This is a genomic window from Acidiphilium cryptum JF-5, from assembly GCF_000016725.1.
Taxonomy (GTDB): Bacteria; Pseudomonadota; Alphaproteobacteria; order Acetobacterales; family Acetobacteraceae; genus Acidiphilium; species Acidiphilium multivorum.
Map to the genome: position 1 here is coordinate 3,146,353 of NC_009484.1, position 20,219 is coordinate 3,166,571.

Consider the following 20,219-nt stretch of genomic DNA (forward strand, 5'->3'; position numbering starts at 1 on the left):
TCAGGCGCTGCCGTTGACGTATTCCCGCAGGCTGCGCACTTCGTGCGTCTGCGTCTCGATCAGCGACTTCACCACGTCGCCGATACTGACGACACCGACCAGCTTGCCCCCGTCGACGATGGGCAGATGGCGGAAACGCCCGTCGGTCATCAGGTTTTCCGCCTCGAAAACCGTGGTCGACGGCGTCGCCGTGGTGGGGGCGCGGGTCATCAGCTGGCTCGCCTCCATCTCCAGCGTCGCGGCGCCGTTCGCCGCCAGGCTTCTGACCACGTCGCGCTCCGAGAGAATCCCGAGCAGGTCGCTGTTCGGCGACTGCACGACCACAGCGCCGATGCGCTTCTCCGCCAGCACGACGACCACCTCGCGGATACGCGCCTCAGGCGGCACCGAGATCAGCGCGGTGGGTTTCCGTTTCAGTATCGCAGCCATCGTTGTCATCGCAAACCTCCCGAGGACGCCCTCGCCGCACGACGGCGCGGCGGACAGGCTCATTCCAGACCAGACTATGTCGGCGGTTTCGCCCAGATCAACACAAATGGTTCATCTCGCCGGATTTTCATCATCCCGTGCGGCGCGTCCGGCCGCAACCCACGCCTCCTGAGCCGCGACGATGGCGAGTTCGTCCGTTCCGAGGGCGGCGGTGATGCGGAGCAGTTCCGTCGTTGCTGCCGCAGCGGCGGTCAGGGCCGCGTCAAGCCGACGCGACGGCAGGTAATGGGCCATGAACAGGGCGGCGAAGGCATCGCCCGCGCCGGAGAACCGCCCGGCGAGGCGGGGCACGGAGATCTGCCGGCGCCCATCCGGGTCGATGGCGAGGATGTCGAGCATGCCGGGCGCCGTATCCGCGCCGGCGAAACCGGTCAGGACGACCAGCCTCGTGCCAAGCGCCTCCATGGCGGCGAAGGCGCTGGACCGGTCCGTGGGGGTGGTGCCGGCAAGAATGCCGAGCTCGAAGGCGTTCGGCAGCGCGATATCGGCGCGCGGCACCAGGGTTTCGCGGATCGCGGCGATCAGCGGCGGCGGCACGTAGGCGCGCCCGTCATCGCCGATGACCGGATCGCAGACATAGAGCGCCGCCGGATTCGCCGCCCGCGCCCGGCTGACGGCCTCGCCCACCACGGGAACCGCGGCCGCGGCGCCGAGATATCCGGACAGCACCGCCTCGCACCGCGCGAAGGCGCCGCGCGCGGCGAGCCCATCCAGCAGGGCGGCAAGCCGCGCCGGCTTCACCGGGCCACCCTCGGCGCCGCCATGGCCGGGATGATGCGACAGCAGGACCGTCGGCAGCGGCCAGACCTCGTGGCCATGCCGCGCCAGGATGAAGGCCGCGCCGGCATTGCCGACCGCGCCGTTGAGCACCTGTGACTGGATCGAGAGAATCGCCATGGCCCGGTTTGGCGGCAGGGCGCGCGGCCTGGCAAGGGCCGGCGGTTGCATGCCCGCCTTCCCTGCGCCATCTCACCGGGCAAACGTCTTCATTCATTGTCGAAAGGTCTTGCCGTGGCGCGCATTCCCAAGCTTTTTCAGCCGGTCAGCTTCCGCAGCGTCGAGGCGCGCAACCGCATCGTTGTCTCGCCGATGTGCCAGTACAGCGCGATCGACGGCCTCGGGCAGGACTGGCACATCCAGAATCTCGGCGCCAAGGCGATGGGCGGCGCCGGCATCGTCTTCACCGAGGCGACGCATGTCTCGCCCGCGGCGCGGATCACCGCCCATTGCCTCGGCCTCTGGAATGACGGGCACGAGGCTTTCATGAAGCGCCTCGTCGCGCTGATCGAATACGGCGGCGCGGTGCCGGCGATCCAGATCGCCCATGCCGGCCGCAAGGCAAGCCAGACCCAGCCCTGGAAGGGCGACGGGTTCGTGGCGCCCGATGCGGCGGATGGCTGGCTGCCGGTGGCGCCGAGTCCGCTGCCCTTCGCGCCTGATCGCCCCGCTCCGCACGAACTCACCGCCGGCGAGATCGCCGCCATCGTGGGCGATTTCGCCGCGACCACGGCCCGCGCCCGCCGCGCCGGGTTCCGCATCGTCGAGCTTCACGCGGCGCATGGCTATCTGCTGCACCAGTTCCTCTCGCCGGTCAGCAACCATCGCACCGACGCCTATGGCGGCGATCTCGCCAACCGCGCGCGGATCGTGATGGAGGCGATCGACGCGATGCGGGCGGAATGGCCGGACGACCTGCCCTTCTTCGTGCGCCTGTCCTGCACCGACTGGATCGAGGGCGGTTTCGACGCCGACCAGGCGGTGACGCTGTGCCGCTGGCTCGCCGCCCGCGGCGATGTCGACCTGATCGACAGTTCGACCGGCGGAATTTCGCCGCAGCAGAGGATTCCCTCGATCCACCCCGGCTACCAGGTGCCGTTCGCCGAGCGCATCCGCCGCGAGGCCGGGATCGCGACCGGCGCGGTCGGCATGATCCGCGAGCCCGAGCTTGCGGCCGAGATCGTCGCCAACGAGCGGGCGGATCTCGTCTTCCTCGCCCGTGCCCTGCTGGCCGACCCGGCATGGCCGATCCGCGCGGCGCAGCATTTCGGCCTGCCGGTTGATCTCGTGCCGCAATATCAGCGGGCTCTCGTCTGACCTTCGGCCGGGTCGCGCCAGCGTCACGAAGGTCTTGACGCGGCGCGAATCGGCCCTTTAAGAACAGATGTTAGCGTTTTGTTCCCAAAAGCGTCCTGTCGGCCCCGGCCATTGCGGCGCATTCGGGGCAAGAAGCCGGAGAATGCCCGATGCTCACCCGCAAGCAACACGAACTGCTGGTCTATATCGATCAGCATCTGCGCCGGACGGGCTGCTCCCCGAGTTTCGAGGAGATGAAGGAGGCGCTCGACCTCAAGTCGAAATCGGGCATTCACCGGCTGATCGGCGCGCTGGAGGAACGCGGGTTCCTGCGCCGGCACAAACACCGCGCGCGGGCGCTGGAAGTGCTGCGCCTGCCCTCGGATGCCGCGGCGGACCGGCCGGATACGGGCTTCGCGCCCAATGTGATCCGGGGCGATTTCACCGCCCGCCTGCAGGGCGCGCGCGCGGCCGATCCGGCGGCGGCCATCACCCTGCCGCTCTACGGGCGGATCGCCGCCGGCCAGCCGATCGAGGCGCTGCGCGAGCACCAGGCCGAAATCGAGATTCCCGCCTCGCTCGTGGGTCCGGGCGAGCACTACGCGCTCGAGGTGGCCGGCGATTCGATGGTTGATGCCGGGATCCTCGATGGCGACACCGCCATCATCCGCCGGGGCGAGACCGCCGAGACGGGGCAGATCGTCGTGGCGCTGATCGACGATGTCGAGGTGACGCTCAAGCGGCTGCGCCGGCGCGGCAACTCGACGGCGCTGGAGCCGGCCAACCCGCGCTACGAGATCCGCATCTTCCCGGCCGAGCGGGTGAAGGTCCAGGGGCGGCTGGTCGCGCTGTTCCGGCGCTACTGAGCCGGCTCCACCCCCCCTTTGACCCGCCGGCCAACCGGGCCGATATTGCGCGCATGAGCGTGTGGGGGAAGATCATCGGCGGCGTCGCGGGGTTCGCCGTCGGCGGGCCGTTCGGCGCCGTGGCCGGCGCAGCGCTGGGCCATGCCGCCGATACCGGCGATCTCGGCTCGCTCGGCGCCCGGCTCGGCCGCGCCCTGCCGCTCGACTCCGCCCGCTTTGCCGCCCTGCTCGGCCGGCGCGAACAGGTGTTCGCCATCGGCGCCACCGTTCTCGCCGCCAAGCTCGCGAAATGCGACGGGCCGGTGGTCCGCGCCGAGATCGACGCGTTCAAACGGCAGTTCCGCATCGAGGATGCGGCGATCCCGACGATCGGGCACCTGTTCGACCAGGCGCGCGAGGATGCGTCCGGCTTCGAGCCCTATGCGCGCCAGCTCGGCGAGAGCTTCGCCGACAACCGCCTTGCCCTCGAGCAAGTGCTCGGCGCTCTGTTCGCCATCGCCCGGGCGGACGGGCCGGTGAACGCGCGCGAAGCCGACATGCTGGCGCGGATCGGCGCGCTGTTCGGCCTGGGCGAGGCGGCCCGCGCCCGGGCGGCGAACCCTTCGGGCGGCAATCTCGGTGAGGATCCGTATCAGGTGCTGGGCATCGCCCGCACATCCAGCACCGAGGCGATCCGCGCCCACTGGAAGGCCCTGATGCGCGAGAACCATCCGGACCAGCTTGCCGCGCGCGGCGTGCCGGCGGAGTTCATCGCCCGCGCGACCGAACGCGTCGCCCGGATCAACGCCGCCTGGGACGCCATCAAGCGCGAGCGCGGCGCGTGATCTCGCCCAACCGGGACGCGCGGCCGGCGGGAATGCCGGTCGATCACCTGGTGCTCCACTATACCGGCATGCGCAGCGCGGCGGCCGCGATCGAACGGCTCTGCGACCCGGCGGCGAAGGTTTCGGCGCACTATGTCGTCGACGAGGCGGGCGGCCTTCACGCGCTGGTCCCCGAGCGGGACCGCGCCTGGCATGCCGGGATCAGCTTCTGGCGCGGCGCGCGCGGGCTGAACGACCGGTCGATCGGCATCGAGATCGTCAATCCCGGCCATGAATGGGGTTATGTCCCGTTCCCGCCGCAACAGGTCGCGGCGGTCATCGAGCTTTGCCTTGGCATTCTCGGCCGCCATCCGATCCCGCCGCGGAACGTGGTCGGCCATTCGGACATCGCGCCGGACCGCAAGCAGGACCCTGGCGAGCTGTTTCCCTGGCCGCAACTCGCCGCCGCGGGGATCGGCCTGTGGTCGGCGGCGGCGGGTGCCGCGGGCGACGATCTCGCCGCCGATCTCGCCGCGATCGGCTATGACGTGGCGCTCGACCGCGCCGCGGTCGTGGCCGCGTTCCAGCGGCGGTTCCGGCCCGAACGGGTCGATGGTGTGGCGGATGCCGGCACGCGCGCCCGCGCCGCGGCGATCCGCGCCCTGTTCGGCGCCCATTGACCGGGCGCCGGCGATCGCCCAAGAAGCGCGGGCCAGACGGTTGGACGGCCGCCGTGCCGCTCGCGGCGCGGAGGAAAGTCCGGGCTCCATGGAATGACGGTGCCGGCTAACGGCCGGCGGGGGCGACCCCAGGGAAAGTGCCACAGAAAACATACCGCCGGTACGCCTCGGCCTGCCGGCAAGGGTGAAAAGGTGCGGTAAGAGCGCACCGCGCCGCCGGCAACGGGGGCGGCAGGGAAAACCCCACCGGGAGCAAGACCGAATAGGGGCGACCGGCGGCATGAGCGATCATGGCCGCGGAGGGATTCCGCCTCGTCGCCCGGGTTGGTCGCGCGAGGCACGCAGCGATGCGTGTCCCAGATGAATGGCCGTCCAGCATCCGCGAGGGTGTGGACAGAACCCGGCTTACAGACCGTCTGGCATTTTTGCCCCCGCGCGCCGCCCGGCCATGCCCGCGCGTGATTAGGCAATCGGGGCCGGCTCTGCTATGAGTGAGGTCAGATTTCCCGCCCAATGGAGTGCTTGACCGGCATGACCAGCACCGCCGATTCGACCGCCGTACCCGCTTCCGAAGACCCGGCCGCCGCGCCCGATGGCGTCTATGACGCCGCCTCGATCAGCGTGCTGCGCGGCCTCGATGCGGTGCGCAAGCGGCCCGGCATGTATATCGGCGACACCGATGACGGATCCGGCCTGCACCACATGGGCTTCGAGATCATCGACAACGCGGTGGACGAGGCGCAGGCCGGCTTTGCCGACCGGGTCGATGTCGTGCTCAACGGCGACGGCTCGATGACGGTGACCGACAATGGCCGCGGCATCCCGACCGACATTCATCCCGAAGAGGGGATTTCGGCGGCCGAGGTGGTGCTGACGCGGTTGCACGCCGGCGGCAAGTTCAACCAGAATTCCTACAAGGTGTCCGGCGGGCTGCACGGCGTTGGCGCGGCGGTGGTGAACGCGCTGTCGGAATGGATGGAGGTGCGCATCTGGCGGGACGGCAAGGAGCACCTCATCCGCTTCGAGAACGGCGACACGGTGGCGCCGCTCGCGGTGGTCGGCGCGTCGGAGCACGGCACCGGCACCTCGGTCACGTTCAGGCCCTCGGCCGCGACCTTCACCCGCACCGAGTTCGATTTCGCGATCTACGAGCGGCGGCTGCGGGAACTTGCCTTCCTCAATTCCGGCCTGACGATCAACCTGCGCGACGAGCGGCACAGCGCCGTTCAGGAGGCGCATTTCCGGTACGAGGGCGGCCTCGTCGAATTCGTCTCCTGGCTCGACCGCGCGAAGACACAGCTGTTCTCGCCGCCGGTTACCGCGTTCAAGGACGATGCGCCCGGCGGCATCAAGGTCGAGTTCGCGCTCGCCTGGAACGACACCTATCACGAGACGATGCTCTGCTTCACCAACAACATCGTCCAGCGCGACGGCGGCACCCACCTTGCCGGCTTCCGCTCGGCGCTGACGCGCGTGGTTTCCAAATACGCGGAGAGCCTCGGCAAGAAGGACAGCCTCTCGCTCTCCGGCGAGGACATGCGCGAGGGGCTGACGGCGGTGCTTTCGGTGAAGGTGCCGGACCCGAAATTCTCGTCGCAGACCAAGGACAAGCTCGTCTCCTCCGAGGTGCAGCCGCTGGTGCAGGCGGCGGTGGCGGATGCGCTGGAACACTGGTTCGAGACGCACCCGAAGGAAGGCAGGCTGATCGCCCAGAAGGTGATGGACGCCGCCTCCGCCCGCGAGGCCGCGCGCAAGGCCCGCGAACTCACCCGCCGCAAGGGCGTGCTCGACATCTCGACCCTGCCCGGCAAGCTGGCCGACTGCCAGGAACGCGACCCGGCGAAGTCGGAAATCTTCATCGTCGAGGGTGACTCGGCGGGCGGCTCGGCCAAGCAGGGGCGCGACCGCAAGACCCAGGCGATCCTGCCGCTGAAGGGCAAGATCCTCAATGTCGAGCGGGCGCGGTTCGACCGGATGCTGGGTTCCGCGGAAATCGGCACCCTGATCACCGCCCTCGGCACCGGCATCGGCCCGGCCGAGCCGGAGCAGGGCGGGTTCGACATCTCGAAGCTTCGCTATCACCGCATCGTCATCATGACCGACGCGGACGTCGACGGCTCGCATATCCGCACGCTGCTGCTCACCTTCTTCTTCCGCCAGATGCGCGAGCTGATCGAGCGCGGGCACCTCTATATCGCGCAGCCGCCGCTCTATCGCGTCAAGCGCGGGAACGAGGAGCGCTACCTGAAGGACGACGACGCGATGGAGGCCTACCTCTTCGAGCGCGCGCTGGCCGAGGTGGCGATCGAGGGTGTGGACCTCGCGGCCGAACTGCCGTTCATGCGCGAGGCGGCGCGGCGGATCGCCGATCTCGCGCGGGATATTCCGGTGGCCTATGTCGAACAGGCCGCCATCGCCGGACTGCTCGGGGCGACGCCCGAGGCCGCCGGCGATCTCGCGCCCGTGCTCGCGGCGCGGCTCGATGCGATTTCGCTGCCGAACGAACGCGGCTGGATGGTCGCGGTGGATGCCCAGGGTGTCACCATGGCGCGGACCGTGCGCGGCGTTGCCGAGCGGCACACGATCGATCTCGCGATGCTGCGCTCATCCGATGCGCGCTGGCTCGCCGAGCGGTCCGGCCGCCTCGAGGCGCGCTTCGCGACCGCGCCGCAACTGGCGCACGGAACCGCGGCGCAGCCGGTCCGCGGCCCGTCCAGCCTGATCGAAACCCTGTTCGGCATCGGGCGCAAGGGATTGTCGATCCAGCGGTTCAAGGGGCTGGGCGAGATGAATCCCGACCAGCTCTGGCAGACCACGCTCGATCCCACGACCCGCCGCCTGCTGCAGGTGCGGATTGGCGACGCCGAGGACAGCGACCAGATCTTCTCGACCCTGATGGGCGATGTCGTCGAACCGCGCCGGGAATTCATCGTCGGCAATGCGCTCAAGGTCGCCAATCTCGACGTGTGACCGCGGCTGGAGCGGTCCGGTCCGCTGCCGGGAGTGCTGATGGTATCCGGAATGCATTCCGTGACATGCATTGGCGCATTTGCGCTTGTGGCTGTCTGGCGGAATGGAATTTCGGGCGGGCGAAGCCCGTTCGACGGTGCTGTCGGCCAGCATGTCGTGGATGATCAAGATGTGATTGCCCGGGGACTGTCTGATCGGAAAGGACTGACGTTATAATTCAGCCCATCATGCAGCGTCTGTCGCGGGGACAGTTATTCGGGATCGCCATCGTGCTCGTGATTTCCACGAGTTTTATCGCGGCTGTCGTGTATGGCGCCGTGTTCGGTGATACACAGGCCGCGAAACATTATTCCGCAGTGGCGCCCGGCGAACAATAGGCCAGGGCGCCAGGTCGCGGCCGCGCCTTCAGTCCGGCAATCGTTCTGCCGGCATGACGGGACGTCCAGGCCACAACGCACGACATTCGAACCGGTCGGAAGATGCCGCGACATCCGCCTTTGTGCCGGCAGGGGCGATTGTAGCCTCTCAACGATGGATGGCCGGATCACCTGATTCGGGGAAAGTCATCGCCAGGAACAGTTTCAGGCTCGGATTCATGTTGGCCGCACACCAGGCAAGGACGTGATCAATCGTCGGCGCCTCCTCCAATTCACAGAACTGCACGCCCGAAGGGGCCAGTCTGCTCACCGAAACCGGCACGAGGCCGGCGCCGATCCCTTCGGCCGCGAGGCTGACGATTGTCGTCTGCAACTGGGTCTCTACCCGGATCGTCGGTCTGAATCCCCCCGCGTGGCAATACTCTTCAATCACGTTGCGCAAGGCGGGCGCGGTTTCGGCGGGCGTGAGGATCAGCGGCAGGTTTACCAGATCGTCGCGGCAGATCAGGCTCCGCGCCGCCAGTTCATGCCCGGCCTGAAGGACGACGCAAAGCCGCTCCCGATAAACCGGCCGGACTTCGAGCCCGCGCACCGGCGGCGGCGGAAACATGACGCCGAGGTCGAGTTGCCCCGCCATCAGATCGCTGACCAATATGTTCGGCATCACCTCCCGCAAACGCAATTCCACGCCCGGCAGGTCGGTCATGACCCGGCGGGCCAGTTTCGGAACGATGGTTTGGGCGGCATGCATCATGAAGCCGAGGGAGAGTTCGCCGATTTCGCCGGAGGCCGCGCGGCGTGCGTTGCGACACGCCCGATCGAAGAGGGTCACGATCTCGCGCGCCTCGGCAACAAAGCGAAGGCCCGCTTGCGTCAGGCGCACATGGCGGGAATGCCGATCGACGAGCCGCACCCCAAGATCCTTCTCAAGGGCCATGATCTGCCTGCTGAGCGGCGGTTGGGTAAGGTTCAACCGCTCCGCTGCGCGCCCGAAATGGAGCGTCTCGGCGAGTGCGATGAAGTAACGCAGCTGGCGGATATCGGGCATGATACCGAATAAGCATCAATCAGGACGATAATCGGTATTAGACAGTATCAATCGATGAGTCTACATGCCCGCCATGCTGTCGACCCTCATCATCGTCATCCCGGTCTTTGCCTTGATCTTCGCCGGCTGGCTGGCGCGGCGCCTCGCCGTGCTCGGTTCGAATGCGACGACCGAACTCAACCGCTTCGTCGTGTATCTCGCATTGCCGGCGCTGCTGTTCGATATCGTCGCGCATGCCCGTTTGTCGGAGATCTGGCAGCCGGGCTTTATCGCCGTGTTCGCACTCGGATGCCTTGCCGTCTTCGCGTTGACGATCCTGGTGAGCCTGAAGCGGCCATTGCATCTGGCCGATGCGGTGATCGACGGACTCAATGCGGGCTATGCGAATGTCGGCTTCATCGGGTTTCCGCTGGTGGCGGTCGCCATCGGCCGCAATGCGCTCGGGCCGACCCTGGTCGCGACGATGATCACCGTCTGCGTCCTGTTCGGAGCCGCGATCGTGCTGATCGAAATCGGCCTGCAAACGGAGCAGCGCCCGGCCCGCATGGTCCTGAAAGTCGTGCGGTCGCTCGGGCGGAATCCTCTTCTGGTCGCACCAATGGCAGGCGCCGTCGTGCCGATCGCCGGGCTTGCGATTCCATCCGCCGCCGAGACGTTCCTGAAACTGCTGGGCGGCGCGGCGTCACCGTGCGCTTTGGTGGCGCTTGGCCTTTTCCTTGCGGAGCAGCGGGATACGAAGCCAGATGCGGCGCCCGCCTGCCTGCTCGTCGGATTCAAGCTGGTCCTCCAGCCGGCGCTGACCTGGGTATTGGCCAGTTTCGTATTCGAACTGCCGGCCGCTCTCTCGCATACGGCAGTCCTTCTGGCGGCATTGCCGACCGGCACCGGGCCTTTCATGCTGGCCGAGTACTATCGGCGGGAGGCGGGAATGACATCGAAGGTCATTCTCGCTTCCACGGTGCTCTCGCTGCTCAGCGTCTCGGGCTACCTCTACGTCACGCATTGAGGGGGGCAGGCCGCCGTGCCGCCAGACCGTGAACGGTCCGGGCGACGGCGGACATCAACGGCAGATTTCATGACCGGCGGTGCCAGGCCTTTCGGCGGGTACCAATCCCCGCCGCCGCCGAACCGGGGACCGGAAAAGGCAGCATACCTGCCTATACTACGCATTAATATTTTTCGATCAGAATAACCCCGATATCGGGAAGTTTGTGATGCATGCGTACTAACAAGGCCGCCTGGTCGAGGGGCGCGGTTGGCTTTCTCTGGATTGCTGTCGCACTCGTCGTTCTGATCTGTGGCGCATTCGAGCGGTTCGAATTCGAGGATGTTGCGAACGGCATCCGGGCGCAGGCAAAGACGGTCGCGACGGAATATGCAGGCACGATCGCGCGGCGCCTGTTCAACCAGTTTACCGAACTGGAATTCATCGCCATCAGCCTTCTTGCCCCGCAGCCGGACGGGACGATATCTCCATCGCCGCGAACGATGCACGCTCTTTTCCGCTTCATGGCACTGCATCCGAGCCTTTATGCGTTCAACGTGCAGTCGCCGGACGGTAACCGCATCATCTGGTCGACGATCAGGCAACCGAAGCGACCGATCACGATGGCATCGGGGTTCACACCCCTGCCAGCCCATGCCGGATATCTGCTGGGGCGGCCGCGCTTTGCCTCCCGCGTGCATAGTTACGCCATAACGATGCGGTATCGCGCATCGGGTCCAGACGGACGAACGCGGTATTTCGTTGGCACACCCTACAGGCTCGATCGGCTTTTCGCCTTTCCGAACCGCTTGCGCACACCGCTTGCGCTCTCCGTGATCGATTTGAGAAACCACAGGGAGCTTGCCACCTGGCGATCCGGCCGGCTCGATTTCAGCGATTTTAACAAGCGGGACACGGGCATTGCCGGGAAGGCCGGCGGCAGACCTCTCGTCCGCGGTCGAGCCGGCATCGTGCCGGTGCCGGGCCTGCCGCTGGAAATTGCCGCGGGTTGGCCCCGAAATGTCGTCTTCGACGATTGGGTCCGGACAGGTCGTCTCCGCTGGGCCGTCGAGGCGCTCTTTGTCGGGGTTATGGCGCTTCTGGTGCTGCTTGTCGATCGAGGCCGCCGCCGCGAGCAGCGGGCCGCCGAGGCAATCGAGCGGGTCCGAACGACGGACGAGGCCACGGGTCTGAGCACGCGTGCGATGTTCGAGGAACGGATCCCCGGGCTCTGCGATGCCCTCGGCCCCGGCCGCCAACTGGCTGTCATCGTGATTGATATCGAGGGCTTCACGGAAATCAATGCCAGGCACGGCCGGAAGGCGGGCGGCAGGATTCTGCGCGCCCTTGCCGAACGCCTCAGGGCGCTGCCGGATGCTCGGCTTCTGGCCCGTGTCGGCGCGGATTCCTTCGCATTCGTTCATGTCGGCATCCTGGAGCGCGAGATACATGCGCGGATCGATGCGGCGCTGGCGGTTGTCGAAACGCCGTTCGACATATCGGCAGGGGTTGCGGAGACCCTGAAACTCTCTCTCGGAAGCGCCCTTTACCCGGCCGATACGGGATCGGCGGCGGCGTTGCTCGGCCGGGCCGAGGTGTCCATTTTCGGCCAAATTCAACGCCAATACGGTATCCGGCGCCGGGATCTCGACCCCTATTCGCCGGAATACCATGCCATGCTCGGATGGGGATGGCGCTTTCTCAATCATCTGATCCCCGATTTGGCCGCCGGAGTGTTCGACGATTTCGCGGCGGACGCGCGGAATGTCCCCATCATCCAGTCGCTCGGCACAGAACGTGCCAGAAGGCTCGAAAATGGACTCCGGCGCCATGTCGCAATGTTGCTCGATCCGGAATTGACGCGCGAGCGCCATCGGGACGAGGCGTTGCGGGTCGGCCGCATGCATGTCGCGCTGGGGATCGATATCAGTGCGCTGACGAGTGCGACCAGCGGCCTCTACCAGCGCATTGCGGTACTGAGCCAGCAGATTCCGGGGCGCGTCAGCCAGCGCCAGATATATCTGGATATCATCCTGCAACGTTGCGAATTCGACATGGAGACCCAGCAGGATGCCGCGGCGCGGTTGCGCCATGAAATTCACAGGACACTCGGCGCACTGGCCTTGGAAACGCGCGGGCAGACGCGCGGCGTCGATGTCTGCGACTCGATCATCGGCGCGATGGAAACCTGGCCCTTCGTCGCCTTCAGCGCCATATACACCGAAGGTGTCGACGGCCTGCTCGTTATCGAAGCGGAAAGCGCGGCTCATCGTGCAACCATGAAACGGCAACCGCGGCTGCGTCTGGACGGGCGCAGCCTCAAGGAACTCGATGGGCATCCCATTGCCGAGGCCTGGCTTTCGGGAGAGCCGGTCCATGGCGCGGCGGAGGAGTTCCTTGGCGCTCGTGACACTGACGCAAATGACAGGCCCCTCGCCGAGGCGGGAATTCAAAGCGCCGCGGCGCTGCCGATCACGGAGACCGGCGGTCGCGTGCGTGCCATTCTGGTTCTTTACGGCCGGATAGCCAATCAGTTCTCTGCGCCGGTATTGCGCGACTCCCTGGAGGCGCTCGGCCTGATCGCCGCACGCGGCATTGAGCAGGCGCGCGATGAGTCGCTGGCGCTCCTCCCTGCCGCCGACCGCCAGAGGTGGCGGAGCCGTCTGTTCGACGGGGGCTTGCAGATGTTCATGCAGCCGATCGTCGACCTGCGAACGGGGCGGGTGGTCAAGGTCGAGGCCTTGGCACGGCTGGAACTTCCGGGAGGGCAGTTGATCAGCCCGGGCCAGTTCCTGCCGATCCTGAGCCAGCAGGATCTCGACAGGCTTTTCATCGAGGGCATGCATATGGCGATGAAGGCGGTTCGAGAGTATCGCAGCCTCGGCATCGTGGTCGATCTTTCGGTGAACCTGCCGCCGACGTCTCTCCGCAATCCCGATTGTTCGGGATGGATCCGGGCGGCGCTTGAGACGCACGATTTCGATCCGAAAGATCTGACGCTCGAACTGCTGGAAGACCAGGAAATCGGCGGTGGCGATGCGGGCCTCCGGGCGATCGAAGCCCTGCATCGTGCCGGAGTGCAATTGGCGCTGGATGATCTGGGAGCGGGTTACGGCAGTTTGATGCGGCTTCGGAACCTTCCTTTTGACATGGTGAAGATCGATCAGGGCCTGGTCCGGGGCATATCCGAGAATGACCATCGTTCCATGAAACTGGTCGAGGCGCTGGTGGAACTTGCGCGGCGGCTGGATATCCCGGTGACGGTCGAAGGGTTGGAAACGTCCGCACTCATCGACATGGCTCGTCGCTTTGGCGCCGAGTTCGGCCAGGGGTACGGCATCGCTCGTCCGATGCGGGCGGAGGAAATGCCGGGATGGATCGCAGGGTTTCGTCTGCCTGCCGAAAGCAGGCCGGCAGCGCCGTCATATGTCGCATTGTATTGAGGCCTTGATTTCGCGGGCCAGGGCGGAACGGCGGTGAGGCGCCCCCGCGGCGCACAAGCCGGCCCCTTGATGGGCCAATGTCTCTGCCGGTCACGTCATTGCGACGATTGCCAATCCTTCATGTCATTGTGAGCCGATTGCGCTTGCCGAAAGGCGTCTGCCGCGCCACCTTAGCGCTATGACGCAGCACCATGCTCCGACCATCGATATGACGATTTCCGGCGAATTTCGCGATCCGCCAGGGCGGTATCCATCGCTGGCGGTCATTGCGCTGCGCGTTGCGGCGTTCGGCCTGATGCTGGGATTTGCCGCCATTGTGTTCTGGCTGGCCGTGTTCACCTTGCCGCTGCTGTTTGTGTTCGGGGTGGCCGCCTACCTCTATCTGCGCTTCCAGATGGCGCGCGGAAAATTTTCCGGCGGGCCGAGCGTCCTGCGCGTCTTCCGCTTTTAATCCGCTACCGTGAACTGAGGGGGCCGGTCGCACCGGCCCCATGGCAATCGGTCACTCGGCGATGATGTTGCCGGAGCCGCCGAATTCCGCCGGAAAATCGGCAAATTTCGGCAGGCCGTCACGAATGGGCAGCACGGTTTCGCTGTAGTTCACATGCAGCGCGGGTTTGTGCTCGAGCGTCGGAATCGTTGCCGAAAACACATCGACCAGGCCGAGAGGCGGATGGTCCGCCATGATGTGGCCGCCGCACAGCTTGCAGAACTTGCGCTCGCTCATCGGGGTCTTGGCGAAGGTGGCGATGTTCTCCTCACCCTTCGTGACCGTCACGGCTTCAGGCTTCCAGAGGCTGAACGCGTTGACCGGCCCGCCGGACCAGGAGCGGCAGGAGCGGCAATGGCAGATGCCCATGCCTTCCGGCTCCCCGCTGACCTCGATTTCGACGGCACCGCAGAAACAGGCCCCCTTATGGATCGTCATATTCGATGTCTCCTCAAATTGCGGCCCGATGGTGCCGCACGGTGCGCTGATCGGCAAGAGTGCTGACAGGATCGTCCGGGCATGCATGATGGGCCGCGCCGGAGAGTCACCTCCGGCAGCAAGGAACGCGTAGGGGAGGATGACATGACGGAACCGCGCTGGCGCCATCGGCCGGAGGGATCGAACTGGGGCGATTTCGGACCCGACGATCAACGGGGGCGGCTCAACCTGATCACCCGGGAAAAGGTTCTCCAGGGAATGGCCGAGGTCCGGGAGGGGCTCGTGTTCTGCCTCAGCCTGCCGCTCGATTTTCCGGGTGGCAACCTGCTGAACGAACGGCGTCATCCGCCGGTCCTGCGCCCGACGCTGCGGGGCGACCGACCCAATTTCAACTGCACGCTCACAGGCGCCGAAAGCGCGCGCACCGACGTGTTCAACGACGATCTCGCGATTCTCCATCTGCAATACTCGACCCAGTGGGATGCGCTCAGCCATGTCGGCGGCCTGTTCGACGCCGATGGCGACGGCGTGGCCGAGAAGGTCTTCTACAACGGCTTCCGCGCCGGCGAAGACATCGTCGGCCCGACCGAAACCCGGGATGCGGGCGTGCAGTCGGACATGGCGTTGCACAGCACGTCCCACGCCGGCGCCCTGGGCATCGAGCGGATGGCGGCGCACGGGGTGCAGGGCAGGGGCGTGATGATCGACCTGCGCGCCCATTACGGCGATGCCCGCGTTCTGGTCGGATATGACGCGTTGATGCGGGTGATCGACGCCGACCGGATCGCGATCGAGACCGGCGACATGGTGTGCCTCCATACCGGCTTTGCCCAGCGCGTGCTCGAGATGGACCGCTCGCCCGACCGGGCCGTGCTGCACGAAAGCTGCGCCGTACTCGATGGCCGCGACGAACGGCTCCTGCGATGGATCAGCGACAGCGGCCTCGCGGTCCTGATCGCCGACAATTACGCGGTCGAGGCCTTCCCGGCCTCGGAAGCCCGGCATGAATGTTGCTCGATCCTGCCGCTGCACGAGCACTGCCTGTTCAAGAACGGCATCCATCTCGGCGAGTTGTGGCACCTGACGCCGCTGGCCACCTGGCTGCGCGAGCATGGCCGGACGCGCTTTCTGCTGACGGCGCCGCCGCTGCGGCTGCCAGGCGCCGTCGGGTCGCCGGTCACTCCGATCGCGACCGTCTGAGCGAAGGCGCCGGCCTGGCCGGCGTTTCACGCAGCAGCGCGTCGATCGCCGCGACCGTTTCGTCCGGAAGGTGGCGCAACTGCCGGGCGAACCGGTTGGCGAGCGCCGTCTGCGCCGGCGTCAGCCCGCCCGTGTGCAGGCTGATGCGCGGGCGGGAGTCGCGGGCGAGATCGGCGAGTTCGTGCGCCTCGTCCCAGATCAGGTCGAGCCGTTCGCAAATCTGGTGAATCAGTCCCGGCGAGGGGGCGCCCCGCCGGCCGTGTTCCAGCGCCGAGAGGTAGGCGGCCGAAACGCCGAGCCCATCGGCCATGGCGCGCAGGGTCATCTTGCGTTCGGCCCGCAGCGCGCGCAGCCGGGCGCCGAACGGCGTCATCTGCCCCGCCTCACGACCGCAGACGCCGCAGCAGCACCCGCAGCGCGCCCTGATTGGCCGCATGCGGATGGCAGACCGCCAGGATCATCGGGCGCAGGGGCTGGTCGTTGAGCCAGATCGGCACTTCGCGTCGCAGCACACCTTCGCCACCGGTCCGGCGTCCGTGGCCGGTCACGATCTCGACGCAGCGCATCCCGCGCGACACCGCGCCCGCGATCAGCGCGTTCACGGCGACATGTGCCGCGGCCGCCGTCATCCCGTGCAGGTCGAGCGTGCGTTCGGGGGCGATTCGCCCGGCGCGGAATTTCGCCCAGGTCGCGCGGTCGAGCCCCGGCGGCGCCACGCCGATCGCCACGCCCGGGCGGCGCTGCGGCAAGGCCGGGGGCGGTGCCGGCGCAGCAACGACGCGCACGCCCTCGGGCTCGGGCCGGACGCTGCCGGGCTTGTCCGGAGGCGGCGGCTCAGGCACGCGCACGCCGCGCAGCGGGCGGACATGGCGCAGATAGCGCGTCCAGACCTCGAGATCGGCGGCCGGGAGGGGTTTAGCCCTGCGCGCCATCCCCGCCTGCGCCGCCGAGCAGCACGATGTGCAGCCGTCGCGGGCCATGCGCGCCGAGTTCGAGCGTGCGTTCGATATCGGCGGAGCGCGACGGCCCGGTGACCAGCATCACGTTGCGCGGCATGCCGCCGGCCTGGCGCAGCCGGTCGAACGCGTCTTCATACGGCCCGACCACGTCGGACTCGCGGAGCACGACGATTTCGGTATCCGGCAGCAGGTTGAGCGTGGTCGGCGAGCGCTGGCCGGAAGGCAGCATTAGCGTGCCGGTTTCGGCGATCGCCGCGAAACCGCGCTGCACCGAAACCATGTCGCTCGGCTGCGCGCGGCCGAAGCGATGGGCGAGCAGCGGGGCATCGTTCCAGTTCGCCGCCTCCAGATCGGGATGCGGCGCGATCACCAACTCCGCCGGCAGGTTCTGCTCGCGCAGGTAGCCCGCGATATGGGCGGGCAGGTCCGCCATGTCGGCAAGGCGCTGAACGGTCGCGTATTCCCGGGTCGCATTGGCGATGAACAGCTCGATCAGCGCGTCATGGTCGAGCGCGACGCGGGCGGGGATCGTGTGGCGCGGGTGGGCATCGAGCCGGGTGCGGAGCATCGCCGCCTGGTCGGCGGGCAGCGCGCCGCGCCCGAGGCCGCGCCGTATCGTGCCGAGGATCGCCGCGCGCTGGGCCTGGTTGTCCTGTTTCATCGGCTGCGCTGCTCCCGTGCATAGCGTGCGAAGAAGGTTTCGCCCTCGGGGGCGGGCATGTCCCGCGCGGCGGTCCAGGCGCCGGCGAGCGGCAGCCAGCCGAAGCGGCCGCGCTTGCGCCCCATGACCCCGAGTCCCCATGCCGCGAGGCGCGACACGCTGCGGTAGAGCCCGGGGCGCCGGGCGACGAACCCCCAGCCGCGAATGCCATAGCGCGTGGTCGCCGGTGCGAGATGCCGCTCGAAGGCCCGCTCGCGCCAGTGGCGCATCATGCCGGTGAGCGGAATCTTCATCGGGCAGACGCTTTCGCACTTGCCGCAGAAGGTCGAGGCGGTGGGCAGCAGATGCGCCTGGTCGGCGCCGAAGATGGCCGGGGTCAGCACGCTGCCCATCGGGCCGGAATACATCGAGCCATAGGCGTGGCCACCCACGGTGAGATAGACCGGGCAATGGTTCATGCAGGCCGAGCAGCGGATGCAGCGCAGCATGTCCCGGAACTCGGTGCCGACCATGTTCGAGCGGCCATTGTCGAGCAGGATGACGTGATATTCCTCCGGCCCGTCGGGGTCGCCGGGGCGTTTCGCGCCGGTGGAAAAGGTGGTGTAGACCGAGAATTCCTGTCCGGTGGCCGAGCGCGCCAGAACCCGCAGCAGCGAGACGGTGTCCTCAAGGGTGGGGACGATCTTTTCCAGGCTGGCGAGCACGATATGCACGCGCGGCAGGGTTTGCGTCAGGTCGCCATTGCCCTCGTTGGTGACGATCACCGAACTGCCGGTTTCCGCGATCAGGAAATTGGCGCCGGTGATGCCGACATCGGCGGCGATGAACTGCTCGCGCAGCACCGCGCGGGCCTCGGCCTGGATGTCGCGCTTTTCGTGAAACACGCGGTCGGCTGGCAGATGGGTATGGGCGGCGCGGAAGCTGGCTTCCCAGTCCTCGCGGTTGAGGTGGAAGGCCGGGCCGATGATGTGGCTCGGCGCCTCGCCCCTGATCTGCAGGATGTATTCGCCGAGATCGGTCTCGACCGGGCGGACGCCGTTTTCCGCGAGGTGCTCGTTCAGCCCGATCTCTTCGGAGATCATCGACTTGCCCTTGGTGACGGTTTTCGCCCCCACCCGGCGGCAGATGTCGAGCACGGCATTGCGCGCGTCCTCGGCGGTGCGGCACCAGTGAACCTGCCCGCCATGGGCCTCGACCTGCTCGGCATAACGCTCCAGGTAGAAATCGAGATGGGCGAGCGTATGGTTCTTGATGCCCTTCGCGGTTTCGCGCAGGGTCTCGAACTCGGGCAGCCGGGCGACCGCGGCCGCGCGGGTCTGGGCGAAGGGCTTGCGGGCGCGGTCGAGCGCCTTCTGCAATCCCGCGTCCTGCATCGCGCGGCGGGAATTTTCCTTGAAATCGGGGCTGGTATTCAGCATCGGGCACTCCTTCGTTCGCGACTTTAGAGAATGGAAGCGCCGAAGTGAACGGCCCCAGCCGCACGAGCCGATTTCTTGATGGATCAAAAAAAATGGCGGCACTTGCGTGCCGCCAAGTTTAGGGAGGAAACGTCCAAGAAAGCAAACAGAGCGAACGGATCGCTGTGTTGCTGATGCTTTTTATAGTCATCCGAGCGGGGATATGCAAGAACTTTTTTGCAGTGCAGCATCGCAAGCTTTGCGGCGCTTGCCGTTGCCGACGTCGTGTCAGCTCCAGGGTCGATGAAGCGCGCGAAAATAACGGCAAATTAACCGTTCTGCCGGATATTGCGCGCATGCAGCGGCGCCTGACCAAAACCCTTGTCGCATCATTTGCGGTATTCGCCCTGTCCGGCATTCGGCCGGCCAGCGCATTGCCGACCGGCGAGTTGCCTGCGTCGGCGCCGGTCGTGGATCCATCGCTGCTCTGTCAGGCCGCCGTCATCATGGCGGAGTCCGACAAGCACACTCCGGTCGGGCTGCTGCGTGCCGTCGGAACCGTCGAAAGCGGCCGCCGTGATCGTGTGACCGGCCAGCTGGCGCCTTGGCCCTGGACCATCGATGCAAATGGCGCCGGCCACATGTACCAGACCGAGGCCGAAGCGATCGCCGCGGCGCAGTCGTTTCTGCAGCAGGGCGTGACCTCGCTCGACATCGGTTGCATGCAGGTGAACATCCAGCAGCACCCCCACGCGTTCACCAACCTCGTGCAGGCGTTCGACCCGATGGCGAACGTCTTCTATGCGGCGGATTTCCTCACCCGGCTGAAGGCGCAACTGGGCACCTGGGAGCAGGCGATCGCCGCCTATCACTCGCAGACGCCGTCGATCGGCGCACCCTATGCGAGGCAGGTTCTTGCCCGTTGGCAGGGACAGACCGGCGGGCAACCGAGCGGCCTGCCGCTGGTGCAGACGGCCATGACGCCGCCTCTCGCGCCGGTCGCGCAGCCATCGGCGGCGCCTCGTGTGTGGGGGCCGGGATCCGCGGGCGCCTCGCCCGCCGGCAAGGCGCTGCCGCAGATGTCGAAGCCCGCGCCGGGTGCCGTGGCAATTCGCCGCTTCGCACCCGGCGCGTTTGCCTTCGCGCCGTTGCACGGTTCGCCGACGCTTCTGCCCGCAACCGCACAGCCAGGTGGCCCGGCGTCACGGATTGCCGTGCCCGGCGCCATTGCCGGCGGCATGGCGGGCCGGAATCTCGCGGCCTATCGCCGCGCGCCAATCCCGATTGCAGGCCCGTCTTCCTGAACGGACCGGGAACCCTGCGCCATGCGGTCCGGAGGT

At 67.1% G+C, this 20,219-nt stretch carries 18 protein-coding genes and 1 other RNA gene; 11 read left to right on the forward strand and 8 right to left on the reverse strand.

Annotated features, from left to right (window positions below; genetic code table 11):
• Both ACRY_RS16910 and pdxY read right to left on the reverse strand, forming a co-directional pair.
• Positions 1 to 438 carry a CBS domain-containing protein gene (locus ACRY_RS16910; protein ID WP_012040382.1) on the reverse strand — a complete coding sequence of 146 codons (438 nt, stop codon included), beginning with the start codon at positions 436 to 438 and terminating at the stop codon, positions 1 to 3.
• Between the two features lie 102 nt (positions 439 to 540).
• Positions 541 to 1,437, reverse strand: coding sequence for a pyridoxal kinase (gene pdxY, locus ACRY_RS16915; protein WP_012040383.1), 897 nt, complete (start codon positions 1,435 to 1,437; stop codon positions 541 to 543).
• Positions 1,438 to 1,500: 63 nt separating this feature from the next.
• On the opposite strand from pdxY, the gene ACRY_RS16920 reads away from it, so the two are divergent.
• The 6 genes from ACRY_RS16920 to gyrB all read left to right on the forward strand — a co-directional run bounded on the left by ACRY_RS16920 (position 1,501) and on the right by gyrB (position 7,881).
• The gene (locus ACRY_RS16920; protein ID WP_012040384.1) at positions 1,501 to 2,583 is read left to right on the forward strand and encodes an NADH:flavin oxidoreductase/NADH oxidase; all 1,083 of its coding nucleotides are present in this window, start codon (positions 1,501 to 1,503) and stop codon (positions 2,581 to 2,583) included.
• 149 nt (positions 2,584 to 2,732) lie between these two features.
• Positions 2,733 to 3,428, forward strand: a complete 696-nt coding sequence (lexA, locus tag ACRY_RS16925; RefSeq protein WP_007424091.1) for a transcriptional repressor LexA — start codon at positions 2,733 to 2,735, stop codon at positions 3,426 to 3,428.
• Positions 3,429 to 3,481: 53 nt separating this feature from the next.
• Entirely contained in the window at positions 3,482 to 4,252 is a 771-nt protein-coding gene (locus tag ACRY_RS16930) for a TerB family tellurite resistance protein (protein ID WP_012040385.1), read from the forward strand.
• Positions 4,249 to 4,911: an N-acetylmuramoyl-L-alanine amidase gene (locus ACRY_RS16935; protein WP_007424117.1), complete on the forward strand. Its 663-nt coding sequence runs from the start codon at positions 4,249 to 4,251 to the stop codon at positions 4,909 to 4,911. The genes ACRY_RS16930 and ACRY_RS16935 overlap by 4 nt, the downstream gene beginning before the upstream one ends.
• A 32-nt stretch (positions 4,912 to 4,943) precedes the next feature.
• Positions 4,944 to 5,335, forward strand: an RNA gene (gene rnpB / locus ACRY_RS18150) — RNase P RNA component class A.
• A 107-nt stretch (positions 5,336 to 5,442) separates the two neighbouring features.
• Positions 5,443 to 7,881, forward strand: coding sequence for a DNA topoisomerase (ATP-hydrolyzing) subunit B (gyrB, locus tag ACRY_RS16940; protein WP_012040386.1), 2,439 nt, complete (start codon positions 5,443 to 5,445; stop codon positions 7,879 to 7,881).
• 525 nt (positions 7,882 to 8,406) lie between these two features.
• Here the strand turns inward: gyrB and ACRY_RS16945 are convergent.
• Positions 8,407 to 9,306, reverse strand: a complete 900-nt coding sequence (locus ACRY_RS16945; RefSeq protein ID WP_007424119.1) for a LysR family transcriptional regulator — start codon at positions 9,304 to 9,306, stop codon at positions 8,407 to 8,409.
• A gap of 64 nt (positions 9,307 to 9,370) precedes the next feature.
• Here ACRY_RS16945 and ACRY_RS16950 point away from each other — a divergent pair, with 64 nt between their 5' ends.
• The 3 genes from ACRY_RS16950 to ACRY_RS16960 all read left to right on the forward strand — a co-directional run bounded on the left by ACRY_RS16950 (position 9,371) and on the right by ACRY_RS16960 (position 14,185).
• Positions 9,371 to 10,312 (forward strand): AEC family transporter, encoded by a 942-nt coding sequence (locus tag ACRY_RS16950; RefSeq protein WP_012040388.1) that lies wholly within the window; start codon positions 9,371 to 9,373, stop codon positions 10,310 to 10,312.
• A 212-nt stretch (positions 10,313 to 10,524) separates the two neighbouring features.
• Entirely contained in the window at positions 10,525 to 13,734 is a 3,210-nt protein-coding gene (locus ACRY_RS16955) for an EAL domain-containing protein (RefSeq protein ID WP_012040389.1), read from the forward strand.
• A 208-nt stretch (positions 13,735 to 13,942) separates the two neighbouring features.
• A complete protein-coding gene (locus tag ACRY_RS16960) occupies positions 13,943 to 14,185 on the forward strand; it encodes a hypothetical protein (protein ID WP_007424122.1) in 243 nt (80 codons plus the stop codon).
• Positions 14,186 to 14,236: 51 nt separating this feature from the next.
• Here ACRY_RS16960 and ACRY_RS16965 read toward each other — a convergent pair whose 3' ends face one another.
• On the reverse strand, positions 14,237 to 14,662 hold the full coding sequence (locus tag ACRY_RS16965; RefSeq protein WP_007424124.1) for a GFA family protein: 426 nt from the start codon (positions 14,660 to 14,662) through the stop codon (positions 14,237 to 14,239).
• Between the two features lie 144 nt (positions 14,663 to 14,806).
• On the opposite strand from ACRY_RS16965, the gene ACRY_RS16970 reads away from it, so the two are divergent.
• Entirely contained in the window at positions 14,807 to 15,862 is a 1,056-nt protein-coding gene (locus ACRY_RS16970) for a cyclase family protein (protein WP_007424123.1), read from the forward strand.
• On the opposite strand, the gene ACRY_RS16975 is transcribed toward ACRY_RS16970, so the two are convergent.
• From ACRY_RS16975 to ACRY_RS16990, 4 genes are read right to left on the reverse strand one after another with little or no spacing between them, the layout of a single operon-like run.
• Positions 15,840 to 16,235 carry a helix-turn-helix domain-containing protein gene (locus ACRY_RS16975; RefSeq protein ID WP_007424125.1) on the reverse strand — a complete coding sequence of 132 codons (396 nt, stop codon included), beginning with the start codon at positions 16,233 to 16,235 and terminating at the stop codon, positions 15,840 to 15,842. The two genes, ACRY_RS16970 and ACRY_RS16975, sit on opposite strands and share 23 nt — an antisense overlap.
• 10 nt (positions 16,236 to 16,245) lie before the next feature.
• A complete protein-coding gene (locus tag ACRY_RS16980; RefSeq protein WP_012040392.1) occupies positions 16,246 to 16,794 on the reverse strand; it encodes a Smr/MutS family protein in 549 nt (182 codons plus the stop codon).
• Entirely contained in the window at positions 16,778 to 17,482 is a 705-nt protein-coding gene (locus ACRY_RS16985) for a LutC/YkgG family protein (protein WP_007423231.1), read from the reverse strand. Before ACRY_RS16985 ends, ACRY_RS16980 begins: the two co-directional genes overlap by 17 nt.
• Positions 17,479 to 18,900, reverse strand: coding sequence for a lactate utilization protein B (locus ACRY_RS16990; RefSeq protein WP_012040393.1), 1,422 nt, complete (start codon positions 18,898 to 18,900; stop codon positions 17,479 to 17,481). Before ACRY_RS16990 ends, ACRY_RS16985 begins: the two co-directional genes overlap by 4 nt.
• A gap of 173 nt (positions 18,901 to 19,073) precedes the next feature.
• Here ACRY_RS16990 and ACRY_RS16995 point away from each other — a divergent pair, with 173 nt between their 5' ends.
• Positions 19,074 to 20,183, forward strand: coding sequence for a lytic transglycosylase domain-containing protein (locus ACRY_RS16995; RefSeq protein ID WP_012040394.1), 1,110 nt, complete (start codon positions 19,074 to 19,076; stop codon positions 20,181 to 20,183).
• Positions 20,184 to 20,219 lie beyond the last annotated feature (36 nt).

Bases quoted from the DNA above. Each gene is read 5' to 3' on its own strand.
- ACRY_RS16945 (WP_007424119.1), bottom strand. From the start codon at position 9,306: ATGCCCGATATCCGCCAGCTGCGTTACTTCATCGCACTCGCCGAGACG.
- ACRY_RS16910 (WP_012040382.1), bottom strand. From the start codon at position 438: ATGACAACGATGGCTGCGATACTGAAACGGAAACCCACCGCGCTGATC.
- ACRY_RS16930 (WP_012040385.1), top strand. From the start codon at position 3,482: ATGAGCGTGTGGGGGAAGATCATCGGCGGCGTCGCGGGGTTCGCCGTC.
- lexA (WP_007424091.1), top strand. From the start codon at position 2,733: ATGCTCACCCGCAAGCAACACGAACTGCTGGTCTATATCGATCAGCAT.
- ACRY_RS16975 (WP_007424125.1), bottom strand. From the start codon at position 16,235: ATGACGCCGTTCGGCGCCCGGCTGCGCGCGCTGCGGGCCGAACGCAAG.
- ACRY_RS16990 (WP_012040393.1), bottom strand. From the start codon at position 18,900: ATGCTGAATACCAGCCCCGATTTCAAGGAAAATTCCCGCCGCGCGATG.
- ACRY_RS16970 (WP_007424123.1), top strand. From the start codon at position 14,807: ATGACGGAACCGCGCTGGCGCCATCGGCCGGAGGGATCGAACTGGGGC.
- pdxY (WP_012040383.1), bottom strand. From the start codon at position 1,437: ATGCAACCGCCGGCCCTTGCCAGGCCGCGCGCCCTGCCGCCAAACCGG.
- ACRY_RS16995 (WP_012040394.1), top strand. From the start codon at position 19,074: ATGCTTTTTATAGTCATCCGAGCGGGGATATGCAAGAACTTTTTTGCA.
- ACRY_RS16955 (WP_012040389.1), top strand. From the start codon at position 10,525: ATGCGTACTAACAAGGCCGCCTGGTCGAGGGGCGCGGTTGGCTTTCTC.
- gyrB (WP_012040386.1), top strand. From the start codon at position 5,443: ATGACCAGCACCGCCGATTCGACCGCCGTACCCGCTTCCGAAGACCCG.
- ACRY_RS16965 (WP_007424124.1), bottom strand. From the start codon at position 14,662: ATGACGATCCATAAGGGGGCCTGTTTCTGCGGTGCCGTCGAAATCGAG.
- ACRY_RS16985 (WP_007423231.1), bottom strand. From the start codon at position 17,482: ATGAAACAGGACAACCAGGCCCAGCGCGCGGCGATCCTCGGCACGATA.
- ACRY_RS16980 (WP_012040392.1), bottom strand. From the start codon at position 16,794: ATGGCGCGCAGGGCTAAACCCCTCCCGGCCGCCGATCTCGAGGTCTGG.
- ACRY_RS16960 (WP_007424122.1), top strand. From the start codon at position 13,943: ATGACGATTTCCGGCGAATTTCGCGATCCGCCAGGGCGGTATCCATCG.
- ACRY_RS16950 (WP_012040388.1), top strand. From the start codon at position 9,371: ATGCCCGCCATGCTGTCGACCCTCATCATCGTCATCCCGGTCTTTGCC.